Source organism: Micromonospora sp. NPDC000668, assembly GCF_042897975.1.
Classification (GTDB): Bacteria; Actinomycetota; Actinomycetes; order Mycobacteriales; family Micromonosporaceae; genus Micromonospora.
Genome location: NZ_JBIAYP010000005.1, coordinates 142,590 through 162,132 on the forward strand (window position 1 = coordinate 142,590; position 19,543 = coordinate 162,132).

General features: G+C 68.0%; 16 protein-coding genes and 3 pseudogenes. 13 read left to right on the plus strand and 6 right to left on the minus strand.

Features of this window, described 5'->3' with window-relative positions; genetic code table 11:
• The first annotated feature begins 23 nt into the window (after positions 1-23).
• Entirely contained in the window at positions 24-2,756 is a 2,733-nt protein-coding gene (locus ACFY29_RS25315; protein WP_386990140.1) for an ATP-binding protein, read from the plus strand.
• Positions 2,757-3,016: 260 nt separating this feature from the next.
• Here the strand turns inward: ACFY29_RS25315 and ACFY29_RS25320 are convergent, their stop codons facing one another.
• A complete protein-coding gene (locus ACFY29_RS25320; RefSeq protein WP_328415294.1) occupies positions 3,017-4,066 on the minus strand; it encodes an aldo/keto reductase in 1,050 nt (349 codons plus the stop codon).
• Between the two features lie 116 nt (positions 4,067-4,182).
• Here ACFY29_RS25320 and ACFY29_RS25325 point away from each other — a divergent pair, with 116 nt between their 5' ends.
• The 4 genes from ACFY29_RS25325 to ACFY29_RS25340 all read left to right on the plus strand — a co-directional run bounded on the left by ACFY29_RS25325 (position 4,183) and on the right by ACFY29_RS25340 (position 6,517).
• Positions 4,183-4,659 carry a MerR family transcriptional regulator gene (locus ACFY29_RS25325; RefSeq protein WP_386990143.1) on the plus strand — a complete coding sequence of 159 codons (477 nt, stop codon included), beginning with the start codon at positions 4,183-4,185 and terminating at the stop codon, positions 4,657-4,659.
• Positions 4,660-4,669: 10 nt separating this feature from the next.
• Positions 4,670-4,801, plus strand: coding sequence for a hypothetical protein (locus ACFY29_RS25330; RefSeq protein WP_386990145.1), 132 nt, complete (start codon positions 4,670-4,672; stop codon positions 4,799-4,801).
• Positions 4,802-5,091: 290 nt separating this feature from the next.
• Positions 5,092-6,027 carry a beta-ketoacyl-ACP synthase III gene (locus ACFY29_RS25335; RefSeq protein WP_386990147.1) on the plus strand — a complete coding sequence of 312 codons (936 nt, stop codon included), beginning with the start codon at positions 5,092-5,094 and terminating at the stop codon, positions 6,025-6,027.
• A 34-nt stretch (positions 6,028-6,061) separates the two neighbouring features.
• Entirely contained in the window at positions 6,062-6,517 is a 456-nt protein-coding gene (locus ACFY29_RS25340) for a MaoC family dehydratase (protein WP_386990149.1), read from the plus strand.
• A gap of 766 nt (positions 6,518-7,283) precedes the next feature.
• On the opposite strand, the pseudogene ACFY29_RS25345 reads toward ACFY29_RS25340, so the two are convergent.
• Positions 7,284-7,438: pseudogene (locus ACFY29_RS25345) on the minus strand (site-specific integrase); the annotation flags it as partial.
• Position 7,439: 1 nt separating this feature from the next.
• On the minus strand, positions 7,440-11,228 hold the full coding sequence (locus tag ACFY29_RS25350; protein WP_386990151.1) for a helix-turn-helix domain-containing protein: 3,789 nt from the start codon (positions 11,226-11,228) through the stop codon (positions 7,440-7,442).
• A 494-nt stretch (positions 11,229-11,722) separates the two neighbouring features.
• Between ACFY29_RS25350 and ACFY29_RS25355 the strand changes: the two genes are divergently transcribed.
• The 3 genes and pseudogenes from ACFY29_RS25355 to ACFY29_RS25365 all read left to right on the plus strand — a co-directional run.
• Entirely contained in the window at positions 11,723-12,334 is a 612-nt protein-coding gene (locus tag ACFY29_RS25355) for a peptidoglycan-binding protein (RefSeq protein WP_386990153.1), read from the plus strand.
• Positions 12,335-12,356: 22 nt separating this feature from the next.
• Positions 12,357-12,899 (plus strand): peptidoglycan-binding domain-containing protein, encoded by a 543-nt coding sequence (locus tag ACFY29_RS25360; protein WP_386990155.1) that lies wholly within the window; start codon positions 12,357-12,359, stop codon positions 12,897-12,899.
• Between the two features lie 27 nt (positions 12,900-12,926).
• Positions 12,927-13,187 (plus strand): annotated as a pseudogene (locus ACFY29_RS25365) (transposase); the annotation flags it as partial.
• A 479-nt stretch (positions 13,188-13,666) separates the two neighbouring features.
• On the opposite strand, the gene ACFY29_RS25370 reads toward ACFY29_RS25365, so the two are convergent.
• The gene (locus ACFY29_RS25370; RefSeq protein ID WP_386990157.1) at positions 13,667-14,341 is read right to left on the minus strand and encodes an HNH endonuclease family protein; all 675 of its coding nucleotides are present in this window, start codon (positions 14,339-14,341) and stop codon (positions 13,667-13,669) included.
• Between the two features lie 278 nt (positions 14,342-14,619).
• Here ACFY29_RS25370 and ACFY29_RS25375 point away from each other — a divergent pair, with 278 nt between their 5' ends.
• The 5 genes and pseudogenes from ACFY29_RS25375 to ACFY29_RS25395 all read left to right on the plus strand — a co-directional run bounded on the left by ACFY29_RS25375 (position 14,620) and on the right by ACFY29_RS25395 (position 17,548).
• Positions 14,620-15,615, plus strand: coding sequence for an ATP-dependent DNA ligase (locus ACFY29_RS25375; protein ID WP_386990159.1), 996 nt, complete (start codon positions 14,620-14,622; stop codon positions 15,613-15,615).
• A gap of 151 nt (positions 15,616-15,766) precedes the next feature.
• On the plus strand, positions 15,767-16,117 hold the full coding sequence (locus ACFY29_RS25380; RefSeq protein WP_386990161.1) for a hypothetical protein: 351 nt from the start codon (positions 15,767-15,769) through the stop codon (positions 16,115-16,117).
• Positions 16,114-16,557 carry a MerR family transcriptional regulator gene (locus ACFY29_RS25385; RefSeq protein ID WP_386990163.1) on the plus strand — a complete coding sequence of 148 codons (444 nt, stop codon included), beginning with the start codon at positions 16,114-16,116 and terminating at the stop codon, positions 16,555-16,557. The genes ACFY29_RS25380 and ACFY29_RS25385 overlap by 4 nt, the downstream gene beginning before the upstream one ends.
• 294 nt (positions 16,558-16,851) lie before the next feature.
• Positions 16,852-17,081, plus strand: a pseudogene (locus tag ACFY29_RS25390) (YnfA family protein); the annotation flags it as partial.
• Between the two features lie 71 nt (positions 17,082-17,152).
• Complete coding sequence (locus tag ACFY29_RS25395; RefSeq protein WP_386990801.1) at positions 17,153-17,548, plus strand: hypothetical protein; 396 nt, start codon at positions 17,153-17,155, stop codon at positions 17,546-17,548.
• Here the strand turns inward: ACFY29_RS25395 and ACFY29_RS25400 are convergent.
• Both ACFY29_RS25400 and ACFY29_RS25405 read right to left on the minus strand, forming a co-directional pair.
• Entirely contained in the window at positions 17,525-18,493 is a 969-nt protein-coding gene (locus ACFY29_RS25400; protein WP_386990165.1) for an RNA polymerase sigma-70 factor, read from the minus strand. The genes ACFY29_RS25395 and ACFY29_RS25400 overlap by 24 nt on opposite strands.
• A gap of 147 nt (positions 18,494-18,640) precedes the next feature.
• A complete protein-coding gene (locus tag ACFY29_RS25405) occupies positions 18,641-19,438 on the minus strand; it encodes an SDR family NAD(P)-dependent oxidoreductase (protein WP_386990168.1) in 798 nt (265 codons plus the stop codon).
• Positions 19,439-19,543: the final 105 nt, after the last annotated feature.

Below are 19,543 nucleotides of genomic sequence, written 5' to 3' on the forward strand. Positions count from 1 at the left end.
CGGTGTCGGGCAGGATGGCGCCCATGGCCGTCACGCATCCCGCCGGAGCGTCGAAGCGCGAGATCGAGGTGCTCGTCATGCTCGGCGCGCGGCTGTCCAACGCCGACATCGCCGGCAGGCTGCACATCTCCGTGCGGACCGTGGAGAATCACGTCTCCTCACTGCTGCGCAAGTACGGCGTCGCCGACCGGAGGGCGCTCGGCGAGCTCGCCGTACAGGTGCAGGCGGGGGCGCCGGTGCCTGGGCGGCTGACCGGCCTGCCATCGGCACTCACCACATTCGTGGGTAGGAGCGCGGAGCGCGAACACCTGATGGAGACGCTGCGCGGCGCCCGACTCGTGACCGTGGTGGGACCAGGCGGGATGGGGAAGACCCGGCTGGCGGGCCAGATCGCCGGGGCGGCAGGGCCCTCCTTTCCCGGCGGCGGCGCGTTCGTCGACCTCGTCCCGGCCCGTGGCGGGTACGTCGCACAGGCCGTGGCCACGGCGCTCGGCGTCAGCGAGCGCCCCCAGCAGTCGCTGGAGGACGCTGTGGTGGAGCGGCTCGGAGAGAGTCGGTCGCTGCTGGTTCTGGACAACTGCGAGCATGTGATCGACGTGGTGGCACCGTTCGCGGAGCGGGTGCTGGCCGCCTGCCCGCGTACCCACATCCTCGCCACCAGCAGGGAACGCCTCGGCGTACGGGGCGAGCGTGCCGTACCGCTGGGCCCGCTGCCGCTGGAGTCCGACGCGGAGCGACTCTTCATCGACCGCGCTACCGCCGCGGACCCCGGGTTCGGGGCGGACCCCGTGGTGGTCGCCAAGCTGTGCGCGCGACTGGACGGTATGCCGCTGGCGATCGAGTTGGCCGCGGCCCGCAGTGCCACCCTGGGCGAGAACGGGTTGTTGGCCGCGCTCGACGACCAGCTACGGCTGGTGGCCGGCGGTAGGGGTGTGGACTCGCGGCACCGCTCGCTGCGCGCGGTCATCGGCTGGAGCCACGACCTGCTCGATGGCGAGGAACAGGCACTGTTCCGGCGGCTCGCCGTCTTCGCCGGGGCGTTCGACCTCGCCGCCGTCGCCGGGGTGAGCCCTGCCGGGAGCAGCCGCGGTGCGGTTGCCGACGTGCTTGGCCGGCTGGCGGACAAGAGCCTGGTCAGCGTGCACCGCCGGGGCGGAACGGCCCGGTGGCGACTGCTGCAGACGGTGCGCGCGTTCGCCATCGAACAGCTGGACGTGTCAGGCGAGCGGCCGAAGATCCAGGACCGGCACCTGCGCTGGGCGGCGGACGTCGCCACCGAGCTGGAGACGAGGCTGGACGGCAACGAGTGGTACGAAGAGTTCGACGGCGTCGCCGACGATCTGAGGGCCGCCCTCGCCGTCGCCCCCGAAGGCCCGGGCGAGCTGCCGCACCGGCTGGCCCGGGCACTGGCACACCTCGCCTACTCGCGGCGGTTCCTGATGGAATCGCTCGGCCATTACCGGACCGCCGCCGAGCAGGCCCCCGCCCCCGGCGAGGCCGCGGCGGACCTCTACGCCGCCTCCGCCGTTACCCATGCCATTGGCGACGGCCAGCGGTCCTTCGACCTGTTGCTCGCCTCCGCGCAGCGGGGGCGAGCGGCCGGGGATCGCAGGGCCACGGCCATCGCGCTGTCGCAGGCGGTCACCGCCGCCAGGAGACTCTCATCAACCGCGGTGCCGCACGTGCGCCTGCGTGGCCTCCTTGACGAAGCGGCGTCCGCCGCCGGCGGGTCGAGCGACACCGTGGTGGTGGCCCGCCTCGCCGAGGCGGCGGCCTGGGCCGCGACCTCCGACAGGTACGAGGCCGACCCGGCGCTCGCCGAGATCGCCGTGAAAGCCGCCCGTGCCACCGGCGACCCGGTGCTGATCAGCGCGGCTCTGGACGTGGTGGCCACCGCGGACCTCGTGGCGGGGCGACCCGCGGAGGTGCGCCGCGTCACGGACGAACGGTTGTCCCTGCTGCGCGCGATGTCCCGGCACGACCCGCACGCCGGCCCCGAGATCGTCGACACGTACCGGATGGCCCACCTGGCTGCCCTCGGCGTCGGCGACCTGCCGGCCGCTCTGTCGATCGGCGGGCGGACCATGGACGACGACCTCGCCGGCAACTCCTACCAATCCGCCGCCCTCCTGATCACGCCGCTGGTGCTCAGCGGACGCTTCGACGAGGCGCTGCGGATGGCGGGCACCGCGTGGGACGGCTGGCTGCGGGCCGGCCGCCCGCTCATCCGCTCGATGATGCCGCCGATGGCCGCCGTCGCCCTCGTCCACGGCCTGCGCGGCAATGGTGAGGGGCATGCGCTGTGGCGTTCCCGCGCAATCGAGGTCATCGGGGAGCTACCCCCGCACTCCACGTTCGTGACGATGGTGGACGCGCGGCTCGCCTTACACGCCGGGCGGGTCGAGGACGCCGCCGCACTGGTCCGCCAGACGTACAACAGCATCCGCAGCTGGTCTCCGCCCTACTCGCAGGCCGTGGGCGCCGAGCTGGCCGTCGTCGCCAAACTCCCCGACGCCCCGGATCTGCTGTCGGCCGCCGAACGGCACGAGAGCGCGTGGGCCGCCGCCTGCACCGCCCGGGCACGAGGCCGCCTGTACGGCGACACCGCAGCCCTCACCGCCGCCGTGGCGGGGTGGGAGCACATCGGTGCCCGGTTCGAACGGGCGTCCACGCTCCTGCTGCTGCCGGACCGTGCCGCCGAAGGCCGCCGGGACCTCGACGCTCTCGGCGTCGAGGTCCCGGCTCAACGAGTTTGATAAGCGCCGGGCCCGTCCCGCTGCGACCGTCGCGTTCTCCTACCACGTCGGACAGTGAATAGCCGGGTGCGCTGAACGTGCCACTGCGCTCAGAGCCCGCCGCGAAATTGGTTGGTCCGTTTCGGGACGGATGCGCTGTCTGGAGCGGTGTCGGTGACAGATCCACAGTGCACGGTGTGGTTCCAGTCGCCGCGGAAGGGGTCTCTGAGGGGACGCCCGTCTGCCTCGATTCAGCATCTGACCCACCACGGTCAGCTCACTCAGGCTGCGGCGCGGTCGGTGAGTGGGCGGCGACGCCGTGCGGTGTCGGTCAGTGAACGCGGGGGCAGAGGTGCGTTGGGGTTGTACAGGTTGGTTCCGGGCGGCACGATCTCGTCGATTCGGTCGAGGGTCGCATCGTCCAGGGTGAGTGCGGCGCCCTTGAGGAGATCCTCCAGCTGGGGCATGGTCCGCGGTCCGATGATCGCCGAGGTGATGGCCGGATGGGCCACGGTGAACGCAATGGCGAGCTGTGGGAGGGTGCAGCCGATGGTTTCCGCGAGTTCGACGAGCTGCTCGACGACGTCGAGCTTCGCGGCGTTTTCTGCGATCGTGGGATCGAATCGTTCCGGCCGGATTGTGGGACGGCCGGTTGACAGGTCGATGGGCTGGTTCTTGCGGTACTTGCCGGTGAGGAACCCGAAGGCCAGTGGGCTCCAGACCAGCACACCCATTCCGTAGCGCTGGCAGACGGGCAGGACCGAGGCCTCGATCCCGCGGGCCAGGATCGAATACGGCGGCTGCTCGGTGCGGAAGCGTCCGAGGCCACGACGCTCGGAGACGTGATGCGCCTCGACGATCTCCTCAGCCGGGAACGTCGAGCAGCCGAAGGCGCGGATCTTCCCCTGGTGTACGAGGTCGCTGAGCACCGAGAGCGTCTCCTCGATGTCGGTCGAGTCGTCGGGGCGGTGGACCTGGTAGAGGTCGATCCAGTCGGTGTTCAGGCGCCTGAGGCTGTCCTCAACCGCCTTGAGGATCCAACGGCGCGAGTTGCCACTTCGGTTGCGGCCCTCGCCCATCTGGAAGTGCACCTTGGTGGCGAGTACGACGTCATCACGGCGCCCCCGCAGCGCCTTCCCCACGATTTCCTCGGACTCTCCCTGTCCATACATGTCAGCGGTATCGACGAAGTTGATCCCCTCGTCCAGAGCCGTGTGAATAATACGGACACAATCGTCGTGGTCGGAGTTGCAGCCATCCTGGAACATCATGGTCCCGAGGCAGTAGGCACTGACTTCGATACCGGTTCCGCCGAGGGTGCGATAGCGCATGGTGATGCTTCCCTTACTGGTTCAGCCGTGATTACACAGAGCGACAAAAGCGTCGATCGCACGGGGAACCCTAGGATCTAGAGTCGGCTCTAGGTCAAGCCGCTACCCTGAGCGGCATGGCTGAGGTCACCACGAGTCTGAGCATCGGGCAGGTCGCCGAACGCACCGGATTGAGCGTGCACGCGCTGCGCTTCTACGAGCACGAGGGCCTCTTCATCAACCCTGTGCGGCGCGGACCTGGCGGGCGCCGCGTCTACAGCCAGGATGACGTGGACTGGCTCACCGTCTGCATCATCTTGCGCGCCTCCGGCATGCCCCTGCCCGCGCTACGCCGATACGCCGACCTCGTGCGGCAAGGAGCCGGAAACGAGGAGGAACGACTCACGCTCATGCGTGAGCACCAAGCCCACGTCACCACTCAGATCGGCAAACTCGCCGAATGCCTGGACCTGATCAGATTCAAGGTCGGAGTGTATGAGGACCTCCTCGACCCAGGCAGCGCCGCCGACCACCAATGCCACGCTCCAACCCCTTCGGCACCGGCGCACCCGACCGAGATCCGCATCGGCTACGCGCGGGTGTCGGGCTCGTGAACACGGCGCCGTGCTGGCTGACGCCACCAGCGCCGACGTCATCCTTCTGATCGCGCCCAACTACGTCACCAGCTACGTTCCGGACGCCTCGCCCGACCCGCTACCTGCTGACGCCTCTGGCGGCTGCTCGGCGCTCCTGTAGGAACGGAAACTTCGGCCGCAGCTGGTTGAGCAGATTGACAGGCACCGTCATGGACATGTCCACGATGCGCCATCGCCGAGGAACCCACTAGCCGATTGGCTGACCCAAGATAAACGGCGAGCTGGTGGTGTGGGGAAGGCGAGCGGACTAACTTCGCCCCATTGCAGCGACGAGTCACCGCTGGCGTGCGGCTCCCGGGTATCGCTCGGCGCATGCGTAGACATCGTCTACGCCGAGATGGTAGACAACGTCTACCTACTGGTCTTGGCGTGGGCTGAAGGGAAGCACTGGTGCGCGGTTCGAAGGTCGTCGGCGCAGGTCACTACCAGCCTGCGAAAGTGCTGTCCAACCATGACCTCGCCACGATGGTGGAGACGAGCGACGAGTGGATCCGCAGTCGGGTCGGCATCCGGGAACGGCGGATCGCCGGGCCCGCCGAGCCGCTCGACCTGATGGCGGCCGAGGCGGCGGCCGCGGCCCTGCGTGATGCCGGCGTGGCCGTCGAGGCGGTCGATTTGGTGGTGGTGGCGACCTGCACGGCGGTCGACCGCAGTCCCAACGTCGCCGCCCGGGTCGCGCGTCGGCTCGGCATGCCGTCACCTGCGACGATCGACGTCAACGTCGCCTGTTCCGGGTTCACCCACGCGTTGGCCACGGCTGACGGCGCCGTTCGGCTCGGCTCGGCGACGAACGCGGTGGTGATCGGCGTGGAGCGGCTGAGTGACTTCACCGACTGGACCGACCGGACGACGTGCGTGCTGGTCGGTGACGGAGCCGGCGCGGTGGTGCTGACCGCCGCCGAGCAGCCCGAGATCAGCCCGGTGGTGTGGGGCTCCTACCCAGACATGGGCGAGGCCGTGGTGATCGAGCGTGATCGCAAGTTCACCCAGGCTGGACCGACCGTCTACCGGTGGGCCACCACCACGCTGCCCGACATCGCCCGCCGGATCTGCGCCGCCGCCGGCATGACGCCGGACGATCTCGGCGGCATCGTCCTGCACCAGGCCAATCTGCGCATCATCGAGCCGGTCGCACAGCGGATCGGGGCGACGAAGGCCGTCGTTGCCCGTGACGTCATCGAATCGGGCAACACCTCGGCGGCAAGCATCCCGATCGCGCTGTCGAAACTGCTCCAACGCGGAGAGTTGCAGCCCGGTGCACCGGTGCTGCTTCTGGGCTTTGGCGGAGGACTGTCGTACGCCGGGCAGATCATCCGCTGCCCATGACCATGACTATGAACCACGGGGGAACGGGGAGCGGATGAGCACGTACGAGAGCATCGCCGCGTTCCTCAAGCACGAGGGCGAGCTGCTCGGCACTACCGAGTGGCAGGCCATCGACCAGAGCAGGATCAACGCGTTCGCGGACGTCACCGGCGACCATCAGTGGATTCACGTCGACGAGCGGCGCGCCCTCGTGGAGAGCCCCTTCGGGAAGACCGTCGCGCACGGCGCGCTCACGCTCTCGCTATGCTCCGCCTTCCTGTCCGAGCTGATCCACGTCGACGGCGTTCGCCTGGTGGTCAACGGTGGTCTGAACAAGGTCCGTTTCCGCACGCCAGTGCTGGTCGGTTCGCGCGTCCGCGGTGTGGCCACGCTTACGCAGGCCCGACCCCTGTCCAACGGCGCCCGCGTGGTCGTACAAGTGAAGGTGGAGATCGAGGGCGAGACCAAGCCTGCGTGCATCGCGGACCAGGTGTTGGTGTTCTATGAGTGAGGGCTGCCGGAACTTCCGCCAGCGATCCGGCCTCGTATCAGATCCTGCACTCCCTCCTGAGGGGGCGTGGGTGTTGAAAGGCAGCGCGAGCAGGTTTGCCGGTGCTGCCCGTACCACCCGCGTTCAACATGCGGCGGGTGGTACGCACCTATCACATCCGTCGATTCCGCTTGTCGGTTAGGGACGTCAACCGCTTCCGACAATTCCTGTCTACGCCGGCTCCGGCGGCATGGTGGCCCTGACGTACGCGGTCGGTGTGGCGGCGCTCGCTGTTGACACCGGGAGCCGCGTGCTGACAATGGGCTCCACCATCGGATCAGCCGCTTCGGCGGTTACCCCACTGGCGCGGGCTCTGGACCGAGCCCCGGCCACCGAGGTGCTGACCCTTTCCATGCGGTTGAGGCGAGGCGACCTTGCCCTTCGCGCGTCGGGCAGCCCGATTTGCGTGAGCGGCAGGCTGGTCGGTCTCGGCCGTGGTTGAGGTGTCGGCATCCGCCGCGTGGGCGTCTTGGACGGGCTCAGGCTCCGGCATCGGTATCTCCCTGGATTCGTGGGGCGCCCTGCGGACCATCGACAGCCGACGGACGCGGACCACTCGACGCTGGTGCGGGCGCCTTGACGGTATCGCAACGCCAAGCCCGTCCGATCGACCGGTCCGTAGCCCGCGTGAGGGTGGCGCCCGTCTGTGGCAGCCGATACGCGACCGAGAGTTGACCGGAAGGGCCATCCCAACCGCCGAACTGACCTTCAGCTGCCGAGCGCGCGGCCCGCCGCGCTTGACGGCTTCCCAGGTTGTCTTTGAAGAGCTGCGCGTAGCTCTCCATCGCCACCGAGAAAGCAGGCATGCCAGAGAACCCGCATGGCGACTCTCGGGTGGACGTCGAGGTCGGCCGGCACCCTGGCACAGGTACGCCGCGCGCCGTCAGCGACTCGGCGGTGCAGCACAGGAGGGTTTATATGGCTCCGTGGAAATGTGTGTAGCCCATTCCTGTCGGGTCAGGTTGCGGTCGGCGGCGACGCAGATCTGGGCCTTGGCAGCATGGAGATTAAACGACCAGCTGATGATTCGGCCGTCCTCGGCGCCGGAAATGAGGCTTCCGGTCGGGGTGAATGCGAGCCCGCGGATTCTTGCGGTATGGCCGGTGAGGGTGACGACGTGCTGGCGGGTGCTGGTGTCCCAGACGATGATGGTGTGGTCGTCGCCGGCGGAGGCGAGACGGCGGCCGTCTCGGCTGATGGCGAGGACCTGGACGGGCGCGGTATGGCCACTCAGTACGGCTGTTTCCCGACCGGTCGCGGCGTCCCACAGTTTGATGGTGCGGCTGTCACCCGCGGTGGCCAGCCAGCTGCCGTCGGGGCTGACCACGATATCCTGCACCGTGCTCTGCTGGGCGTTGACCCGGTTGAGCAGCTTTCCAGTAGTGATATCCCACGTGTTGATATAGCCGCCCACGCTCGCCCCCAGGAGTCGACGCCCGTCCGGGGTAAAGGCCAACGACGTGACGATGCGGGCCGGGAACCTGGCAGTTATTTCGGACGGTTTGTTTATGTCCGTGACGTCCCACAAGGCAGGGCCGAGAGTGGCGGCTGCGAGGATACGGCCACCGGGATCGAAGTCAACGTCCGTCGAGGCACCGACTCCTTTGGTCGGGAAGGGCCGGGTCACATGCTTTCGGCCCTGGATGTCCCAGATCGTGACGATGTTATTTCGGGTGACCGCGGCGAGCAGGCGTCCGTCCGGGCTGAAAGCGACGGCCTGCACCTCGTCTGGATGCCCACCCAGTGTGACCAGGAACTTCCCATGTGCGTCCCACAGCCGAACTGTCCTGTCGCTGCCCGCTGAGGCGATGGTGCTTCCGTCCGGACTGACCTTGACGTCCTTCACCTGTGCCGTGAACCCGGTGAATGGGGCGTGGCCGAGGTCGTGGAGCACGATGGTTCCGTTGAACCCGGCTGAGGCGAGCATGGCTGCGTCCTGGCTCATCGCGACGGAGGCCGTCTCGCTGCGGCCCCGGTCCTGGTAGGTCTGCAGGGGCTCGCGGCGTCGCAGGTCCCAGATGGTGATCACGCCGTTTTCGTCGGCCACGGCGAGCTTGTCGTCCACAGGAGCGGAGATCGACCACGCATAGCGGCCCGACAGTGGCAACGGCGGGAGCGGAACCGGCCGGTCGTCGCCAAGGTTCCACAGGTACACCCCTCGATCGTGCGCCAAACCGGCGAGAACATATCCGGAATGCCCGAAGGCGACCGAGAAGATGTGCTCGGTGGGCAGGTGGGCAATCGGTCTGCGTTTTGCCACGTCCCACACGGTCGGGTTCTCTTTCCCGTTGGCGGACACGAGGAGCCTGCCATCGTGGCTGAAGGTCAGGGACGCGACCGGCACGTGGTGCCCGCGGAGCAGCGTGCGGGTCCCGGCCCGCAGGTCGTATAGGGCAATGTCGCCGGGTTTTGGGGTGTCCGCGCTGGCCCCGGAGCCGCCCGCGCCGCTCGCGAAGCCGACGGCGACCTTTGTTCCGTCGGAGCTGAAGGCCGTGCCGGAGGCGAGGTTGTTCTCCTCCAGCCAGGTGATCTGCTGGCGTGTGTGAACGTCCCAGACGATGATGGAACCTTTGGTTCCATCAACCCCGACGGAAACGAGCAGCTTTCCATCGCTGGCGAAGGCCAGGTTCGCGACCCGGCCGGCGTGCCCCGGCAGTGTGGCGATGCGATCACCGCGCGCGGGGTCCCACAGCCCGATCGTGCCGTCCGCAGTGGCGGAGGCGAGTAGGGAATGGTCAGGGTTGAACGCGACGGCGTAGATAGACGGTCCGCCGACGTTGAGTTCGGTGTGGCGAGGCGCGGCTGCCGCGCTCAGCACGCTCCCCCGACTCTCGTTGCTGGAGTGGAGGTGATCCGCTTCGACGGCCAGCAGGCCGGCCAGTTCCGGATCGGTGGCGACCAGAGATCGCGCCTGTAGCGACAGCTCGCTGGAGTGCGCGACCACCTGCTGCCGGCGGGCGTCCTGGCGCTGCCGCACCGCCACCGCGCCGCCCAGTAGGGCGAGTACCAAGAGGACGGAAACGCCTGCGACGAGGCGCTTGAGGAGACGGGCGTGGCGCCGGGCCTTGTCCTGTTCGGCTTCGGCGAGAGCGTTGCTGGCGCGCAGGAAGTCGCGCTCGTGCTGGTTCAACTCGTCGCGACGGTCATCGGCGAACGCACGCGCGGCAACCAACTGGGTGCCCCGGTACAGGGCTCCGGAATCGCGGTGCAATGAAGTCCAGGTGTGGGCGGCGTCGGTGAGCCGCCGGTGGATGAGCAGGCTCGCACGGTCATCGGTGAGCCATCGGTGTAGCCGTGGCCAGGCACTGATCAGCGCCTCATGGGCCACCGATACAGTGCCGTCGCCCAGGACCACCAGCCGGGCTGCGGCCAACTGGTCCAGGACCCTGATCGTGACGGCCTCATCGGCGATACCCTCGAGTTCCGTTCGCGCGACGGGCCGGCGGGTGTCATCGGTGCCATCGCCCAAGGCCGTGAGCCGGAGAAAGATCCGGCGAGCGGCTCGCTGCTCCGCTGCCCCGAACTCGGCATAAACCCGCTCGGCGGTCTGGGCGACCGCCCCCCGTACGCCACCGCTTGCGTGATAGGCCGACAGGGTGAGGGTCGCCCCGCTTCGTCGCTGCCACGTCTCCAGCAACGCATGCGACACCAGAGGCAACGCGCCCGGCTCGTCGGCGGCATCAGCGAGCACCGTGGTCAGCAGATCGGATTCCACTCCCATTCCGACTTGCGCGGCGGGCCGGGTAACAATCTCACGCAGATCAGCGGTGGTCACCGGGCCTACCATCAGGTGCCCTTCGTCGCCCAGTGCGTCGGTCAGCCCCGAATAATTCATGAGGTGAGCGAGGAAGTCGGCGCGCACGCCGAGCATCACAGTGGCACGGCGGTCCGAACCCTGAGTGGCGTCCAGTAGCGCTTCGATGAACTTGCGGCGTTCGTCCTTGTCGGCGCAGAGGGTGAAGATCTCCTCGAACTGGTCCACCACCAACAGTGCCCGGGTTTGCGGATGACCGGCGGCCATGGTGGTACGTAGGGCGATGTCCAGGCCGGCTGAGTCCTCCGTCAGCTCTTCGCGCACCTGCTCGACGTCCTGACCGGACAACTTCGCAACCTCGGCCGACAAGGCCTCGAGCGGGTGCTCGGTCGGCGTCATCAACATGGTCCGCCAACGCTGCGGCGCCCGGCGATCGGCTGCGATGGTGCCCAGCAGACCAGCCCGCAGCAACGAGGACTTCCCGCTACCGGATGCCCCGATGAGGCAGCTCAGTGGCAGCCGCTCGACCCGATTCAGTAGCCGGTCAACCAACTCTGACCGGCCGAAGAACCACTGCGCCTGCTCAGGCTGGAACGACGTCAACCCCTGATAGGGGCAGCGCTCCTCATCGCGAACTGGCGTCGCCGATGCAGCCATTGCATTCGCGATGGCCGACCACCTTGCCCGCCACTCGTCGGCATCGCCACCGCACGCCTCGACATACGCCAACGTCACCTCCAGCGAGGGCAGCCGGTCACCCTTCGCCGCATCCGCCAAGGTGCTCGCCGAGTAGTGCGCGCGCCGAGCCAGAACCCGATAGCTCGGGCTGCCAGCCCGCTCCCGCAACTGGCGCAGCTGCCACGCCAGCCGGTGGACCGGGCCCGCCTTCGGGTCCAGGGGCGTTTCCCGACGGCCCAACACCAACCTCCAAGTCCTGCCTCCAGGCAGACTCCCCCACCGCGCACCCGTGGCGGGCTTCGTACCGTCAGGCGTCCGCTGCCCATCGTTTGGATCGAGGGCAGTATCAGGGACTTCGCGTGCCGGGTGCGGGGCGGGGGTCGCCGTTCAAGGGGTCGGTGGCTGGTCGCTCCATGCGGCCTGCGGGCACGCCTCTGACCAGCGAAGACGCCAAGCTTTGTCCGACGTTGTTTGTCCAGTGCGCGCCACGCTACCGGTCAACGCATGCACGGTCCACGGTGGACGCGGCGAACAACCTCGGTGGCCGCCACCACGAGGGGTTGCCGTGCGGGATCCGTCATAAGCCCCCGGGGAGTCAATGTCTGGCCACTGAAGTAGCTACGGCCCGCTGACCGATGGCGGCCCCGCATCGTGGTGATCGGCCCAGACCTGAGGAGAAGGGAGCGAAACAGCTTTCGGGGCGCGCCGAAGATTGATGTAAATCAAGGAGCTGCGTGACGGAAAAGCGGACGCCAGTAACACACGCGGCATCATGCCTCCGCTCACCTTTCGAGAACAGGGTCTACATGAGTCAAACCGAAAGTACGGTCCGGCTGCGCAGCAGGGTACTCGCATCGCGGGTGGTCCTCGCGCTGGCTGTGGTGCTGGGAGCCTCCCTGGTCACAGCGAGCCCCGCGTCGGCGCATACCGCTTACCCCGGCCTTCACATGCTCTGCAAGGAAGCCACCCCATGCATCAACAGCGGCAATCTGGTGCGCTTCTGGCAGCGGCACCTCTGGGCGGATGAAGGCTACAGCGACATCGACGGGGCGTTTGGATCTAACACTCACAACGCCACGGTCCGTTGGCAGCAGCTCTACAACGCCGCACACCCGGTTGACATCGACGTCGATGGCTGGGTTGGTCCGGAGACCTGGGAAGCGGCAAGCCAGAACTCCGTTTGGGGCTACCACTTCGACAAGTCAGACGGCACTTACTTGTACTACACGTATTACGGACGCAAGGAGGGCCGAACCTTCCTCATCCGGGACAGGATCTCGGACGGAGTCACCTGGTTCAAGATGCCCGGCGACAGATTGTGGACCGACACGAGCCATGGCAGCTGAGGGTTCGGAGGAGAACAAGGGGATGAAGCTTCAATTCGTCGTACCGCGAAAGGCGAAGGGCGCCGGCGCGGCCCATGCATCGATGCATGGCCCGGATAAAATTGCGATGAAAAGGGGTTCCATGAAACGTCTGGCAGCACTGTGCACATTGCTCGCGGCTGTGATCGCGGGCACGCTCGTCTCCGCCAACCCCGCCTACGCTCGCAGCCAACCCGAGTGCGAGTCCTATACGTACGTCTCGAACCAGGCGGGCTACACGGTCGCCGCGCCGATCGGCAAGTACGGCGCCCTGCCGTGCTCGCTGCTCTGGGGCGACGGCGGGCCGGGCACGCTGGCCCTCCAGTGGGCCCTGAACGACTGCTACCTCGCACCCGCGGGCAAGGCCCGGCTTCAAGAGGACGCGTCGTTCGGTCAATTGACCTTCAACGCGCTGAAGTTCGCCCAGAGCAAGGCGGGCATCAGCGCGGACGGCCAGTTCGGGCCGCAGTCACGCGCATCCCTGAAGTTCCCCTCCGAAGCCGGCGGCACCAACACCTGCGCCCGCCTGGGGCGTCCGATCGTGTAGTGGTTGATCGCTGACGATGTGTCGGTGGTGCGTCGCGGCGAGTTGACCGATAAGGCGTGGGCGGTGATCGCGCCGCTGCTTCCCGAGCCGGGTGAGGCGTGGGGGCGGTGGCGGGATCACCGTCAGGTCATCAACGGGATCCTGTGGAAACTGCGAACGGGTGCGCCGTGGCGCGACCTGCCCGAACTGTATGGGCCGTGGAAGACCCGTCACGAACGCCTGCGCCGATGGACGGCGGACGGGACATGTGATCGGATTCTGGCCGCGGCGCAGGTGCATGACGACGGCCAGCGGTGCGGTTCGCCCGGGCAGCACGCCGGCGACCCTACCGCCAGACAAGCGGACGGCCGTCTTCGCTGGTCACCACCCGAGCCAACCCTTGTCACGCCTCATCGATCAGAGCCTGGCATTAGCGCGGTCAGCCCCGATCGGATGATCGAACACTTGTACGATGCCGTGGTGGAGGACGTGGCGGGTCGCTGGTGGAACGGCATCTGGGGGCGCTTGGGTCGCCGGGATGTGTGGCTGACCCGTGAGGTTCGGTGGAAGGTCGTAGCCCGTGCCGGCGACAGCGAGAATGGCCGGGTGCTGCGTTGGGAGTTCGACACCGAGGCGGATGCCCTGGCGATGGTCAAGCGCCTCCTCGCCGCTGACGCGGGCGGCCAGTGGCGCAAGCAGGCCGGCGACAGCCCAGCGTCTCCGCCGCAGCAGGCATAGTCCTGCCGGCGGAGCGCCCCGAAGGACGCCCCGCCGGCCGAGGGGCTGTGTCAGGAGCTGCAGGTGTTGAGCATGCTCTGCAGCGCGGACTTCTCGGATGACTGCAGCTTCAGGCTCCAGTTGTACTTCACGGTGATCCACATCTTGCTGTAGGTGCACCGGTAGGAGGACAGGGGCGGCTGCCAGGTGGAGGGGTCCTGGTCGCCCTTGGACTGGTTGACGTTGTCCGTCACCGCGATCAGTTGCGGGCGGGTGAGGTCGTTGGCGAAGCTCTGCCGGCGGCTGGTGGTCCAGGAGTTGGCGCCGGAGCGCCACGCCTCAGCGAGGGGCACGACGTGGTCGATGTCGACGTCGGAGGCGGCCGTCCAGGTCGCGCCGTCGTAGGGGCTGTACCAGCGGCCGGAGGCGGCCGCGCAGGAGCTGTCGACGACGACGGAGGTGCCGTCGCGCTTGAGGACCTGCTCGCGGGTGTTGCAGCTACCGCTGATCGTGATCCAGTGCGGGAACAGGTCACGGGAGTAGCCGCTGGTCGAGCCCTGCGCCGCTACGGTCAGGGAGTTGAGCTGCGACTGGGCCGTCGCCTTCGACGGGATCCCGGGAGGCGTGGCCGACGCGGGCTGCGCGCTGACGCCGACCAGACCGGCGCCCGCGAGCGCGGCGAGGACGACTGCGGCGGCGTGGCGCGTGATGCGTGGAAAACGGGCAGAGACTGGGGTTACCCGCATGAGGGCCTCCTCGGCACTGGGTGGACGGCAACCGTCTCCGACGATCATGTCCATCGAAGGGCATGTTTGTGAAGAGGCGAGGAAGCAGCCACGAAACTTCGAAGCGGTTCGCTGGCGTGCGGGCACGAGCTGGGCGCACCCGGCGGACCTCGTCCTGCTTCTCGTTCTGCTACCGCCATCGAGCGTTCGGCATCTTCCAGCGCCATCCCTGTGCGCCCCTCAACCATGTGAGAGGAGGTGAGTGAAATTCGAGTTCGATGTCGTGGGTCGGTCCTGCGGTGACTCCAGCCCGCCGGCGTGTCGGCACCACCGACGGGCTGCGTCCGCCGCTCACGCCGATGCTGGCCAAGGCCGTCGACACTGTCCCTGAGGCATCGGACCTGGCCTACGAGCCGAAGTGGGACGGCTGGCGGGCACTGGCCTTCCGCCGGCCCGACACCGTGTACCTGCAGTCCCGAGCCGGCCGGGACATCACCACCTACTTCCCCGACATCACCCGAGCCGTCGCCGAAGCCGTCGAGCCGGGTGCCGTCCTCGACGGCGAGCTGGTGGTGTGGGAAGGCGAGCGAACCAACTTCGCCCACCTGCAGCGACGAGTCACCGCCGGCGCGCAGCTCCCCGACATCGCCCGACGCCACCCCGCGCACTACGTCGTCTTCGACCTGCTCAGCGCCCCACCGGGCCGACCGCTATTGGACCGGCCCCTGCACGAGCGACGTGCCCTGCTCACCCAGTTGCTCGCCGGCGCACCCGCCCAACTCACCCTGTCCCCACAGACCGCCGACCTCGACCAGGCCGCCGAATGGTTGACGACCTGGACCGCCGCGGGCATTGAGGGCGTCGTGATCAAACACCTCGACGGGCGTTACGAACCGGGCCGACGTGGCTGGCATAAAGTCCGGGCCTACCGCACCACCGAAGCCATCATCGGCGGCGTCTCCCCCAGCATCGAAGACCCCGAGACCCTCTTGCTGGGCCGCTGCGATCAGCATGGACGGCTCCGCTACACCGGCCGAACCAGCCCTCTACGACCCGCACAGCGCGCCGAACTGGCCGCCCTGCTCACGCCCGTCGACCCGCAGGGGTCACACCCCTGGCCGCAACCCCTGCCCGCCGCGTGGACCGGACAACTCGACCGGCCCCAACCCCCTCCCGTACGCCCCCGTCACTCCCAGCATCGTCGCGGAAATCGACGTCGACACCGCCTACGAACATCACCGGTGGCGACACCACGTCCGCTACTTGCGTTTACGGGCGGACATGTCGACGTTTGAGGTGCCGTTGTTGATCGAGTGATCTAGAGCTGAACGTCAGCCGTTCGCTGGCCCGTGTTCCTCGCTGCCAGTCGACCTTGCCGGGCCGCCTGACTGGAACTCGCGCGAGCGGCTTGCATCCTGTACCTAGGTACAGGCCTACCGTCTGAGCATGACAGAGATGAGGACCCTGGGTGAGGGGTCGTGGGTGCCGCAGGAGTGCACGCTGCCGACGGTGGAGCAGCCGTTGCGGCTGGCCGAGTTCGATGACCTGTTCGCCTCAGCGGTGGTCGGGACGGAGCGCGTTGACCGGTTGCGGGTGCGGCTGGAGCTGCGGCCCGCGCCGACGGTAGCCGGACGGGCGGCGGACCTGGTTACACGGGAGACCGGGTGTTGCTCGTTCTTCACCTTCACCTTGACCGCAACCGGCGGGCAGCTCGCCTTGGACGTCGCGGTGCCAGAGGGTCACGTCGACGTACTCGACGCTCTCGCCGCACGCGCCGGGCTCCAGGAGGGCGCGTGAAGCCGGGGTTGCGGTCGGGGCAGGTAGCGGAGGCGGCGGGGGTGAACCAGCAGACGTTGCGCTACTACGAGCGGCGAGGTCTGGTGGCCGAGCCGGATCGGACGTTGGGTGGGCATCGGCTCTACCCGCCGGAGACTGTCACGATCCTGCGGGTGATCAAGACCGCGCAGCGGCTCGGGTTCACCCTGGATGAGGTCGCCGATCTACTGGACGTGAGTGTTCACCGGCATGGTCGGCGTCCCGAGGCCGGGTTGCAGGCCCGTGCGCAGGCGAAGCTGATTGAGGTGGAGCAGAAGATCGCCGACCTGTCGGTGATCCGGGACACGCTACGTGAGGCCGTCGCCGCTGGCTGCGACGACCTGGTTGCCTGCGCGGAAAGCTCATGCTGTCCGCTTCCGTTCGTGGAACTAGCCAAGGGAGCTGATCGTGTCGAGGGTTAATCCGCGTCGATTGTTGCCGTCCGGGTTGACCGGGTTGGCCGGCGTCGCGTGCGCGGCATGCTGCGTGCTGCCGCTGCTGCTGGCGGCCGGGCTCCTCGGCGGTGCCGGCTGGGCCACCGCCACCCGGGCGATGCCCGGCGTCGCGGTCGGTTTGGCAGTCGCGGCAGGCGTCGCTTGGTGGTGGGCAACCCGGCGGGTCCGCCGACACCGCACCGGATGTGCTGGTGGGGACTGTGCGTGCGCCGAACCGCCTACACATCGATCGCCGGAGGAGACCTCGGTCGGGTCCTCGTCGTGACACTCGCGCGTTCCCTCGTCTTGTTCGTCCTGGCTGCGGTGGCCGAGATCGGCGGGGCCTGGCTGGGCTGGCAGGGCTGGCGGGAGCATCGCGGGTTGCTGTGGATCGCCGCCGGGATCGTGGCTCTCGGTGCGTACGGATTCGCGGCGTCGTTGCAGCCGGATCCGGACTTCGGTCGTATCCTGGCGCCTACGGCGGGATCTTCGTCGCCGGGTCCCTGGCCTGGGACGTGGCTGCTCATTCGCTACCCGCATCACCCCCGGCCAGGCAGCTGACACCCGGCAACTGATCCCGCTACTGCACCAGGTCCGACCCGGTGATGCCGGCAGACCACGCATGCGACCTGACTCGGTGACCGGCGACATGGCGTACTCCTCCCGAGCGAACCGGAGGGCTCTAGGCATTACCACCGTCATCCCCGAGCCCAACGACCAGATCGCCAACCAGAACCGGCGGGGACGACGCGGCGGCCACCCACCGACGTTCGACACCACCGCCTACAAGCGCCGCAACCAGGTATCGAGCGCGGCTTCAACCGACGCAAACACTGGCGCGGCCTCGCCACCCGGTACGACAAACTCGCCACCCATTTCCAGGCCACTCTCAACCTGGTCGAAACCCTCGACTGGCTACCCGCCATCCCCGACCAACATGATCTACGAGACAGAACTAGCCGGATCTAGGCCGCCGTAGACCAACGCTGGTGTGCCGCGCCTCGCGGAATGATGCCCAGGCGTCCGCTACGGGACCAACGTGCCCGAGCTTGTCGGGGTTGTTCACCGTGCGGATCGTCTGGATCTGTCCGTCGAGTATGTCTAACGTCCAGGTGCTGAGAACCTGGCCGTCCCGGTCGCGGAAGACTGCGCCCGGCTGGCCATTCACCTGCTGCGCCTCCACCACGCCACCGCTGCTGATCACCAGCGGGACAAACATCGCCAGCACCCGGATCACCTTCTCGACGCCAAGGATGATGGGCTTGAATTGTGGGGCCTTACCGCCACTGTCGCCGATCATGTGAATGTCGGCGGCCAGCAGCTCGGTCAGACCGTCGACATCCCCTTCCCGGAAGGCGTCGAAGAACCGTTCGGCGAGTTCCTCGCGTTCCCTCCGGTCGGCATCGAACCGAGTCCGGCCCGCGTCCATGTGACGGCGCGCCCGCACCGCGAGCTGGTGGCACGCCGCCTCCGAACGGCCCACCGCCGATGCGATCTCCGCGAAGCCGAAAGCGAACACCTCCCGCAACACGAAGACCGCGCGCTCGAGCGGGGTGAGCCGCTGCAGCAGGAGCAGGGCCGCCATCGACAGCGAGTCCGCCAGCTCCGCCGACCGCGCCGGATCCTCGTACGGGTCGGTCAGCAGCGGTTCGGGGAGCCATGGCCCGACATACTCCTCCCGCCGGACGCGGGCCGAGCGCAGCACGTCGATCGAGATCCGGGTGACCACGGTCGACAGGAACGCCCTAGCCGACCCGGGCTGGGTGGCGGTGGCCTGGTAGCGCAGCCAGGTCTCCTGGACTACGTCCTCGGCCTCGCTCACACTGGCCAGAATCCGGTAGGCGATCGAAAACAGCAGCGGCCGCAACTCCTGGAACTCTTCGGTCTTCCTCACGCCGCCCCCTCCTTGAATCGCTGCCGCCACAAGGGGCGGCAGAACTCCCAATTGGAGAAGCAGCGCCCCTCGACCATCAATTACCACTGCCTGTTGGCCGGCCAGCAGCAGGGCCCGGCACCTGCGGACCGGCCATGTCGCCAGGCACGTAGAACATCCCGCTGTCCAGAGCCGCCATCACCAGGGCACCGAACCCTCCTCGCTGAAGAACCCGGCAGTCGGTCCGTCCGAGCCGAGCGAAGCCAGCCGCACCACGACTGCGGCGCCCTGCGCGACCGTAAGGAACCCGGTGTGGTTGTTGCTCTCCGTGTCGACGAAGCCGGGGGCGACTGCGTTGACCAGGACGCCGTCCTTTCGCAGCTCATTGGCGTACTGCACGGTCAGCGCGGTCAGCGCGCTCTTGGACGGCGAATACGCAGCCGACGGCAGCAGCGCCGCGAAGGGCCCGTCCGGATCGCTGGTAAGAGCCAGCGACGCGGCGTGACTGCTGACGTTGACGACGCGCGGCGCCGGTGACCGCCGCAGCAGCGGCAGCATGGCGTTGGTCACCGCGATCACCCCGAAGACGTTGGTCTCAAACACCGCTCGGACCATGTCCAGGTCGACGGAACTGGGGACTTGATCGCGGGCGTCTTCGGGTGAAACCTGCCCGGAGCCGGTGATGCCGGCATTGTTGATCAGTACGTCGAGGTAGCCGAAGCGCTCCTCGATCCGCTTCGCGGCCTCCTGGACGGTGGCCTGGTCAGTGACGTCCAAGGTGACCGCGTGCGCGTCGCAATCGGCCGCGCGCATCGCCGCAGCGGCCTCCTCGCCGCGCCGCGGGTCTCTGGCGCCGATCAGGACCGTCATGCCCAGTGCAGCGAGTTGCTCGGCAACCCCACGACCGATCCCCTTGTTCGCCCCGGTGACCAGCGCGACCTTCTGGTGTGTCGTCTCCTCGCTCATGACCTGCTCCTTGTTGTCGAGGCGGTTCATCTCAAAACCCGTCTTCGCAACCTGAGACGAGATAGCCCGACCATCTCTGACATGCGGACAGGACCAACTCTTCACGGTCGAGTTGGTCTGGCGCGCTGGCCCCAG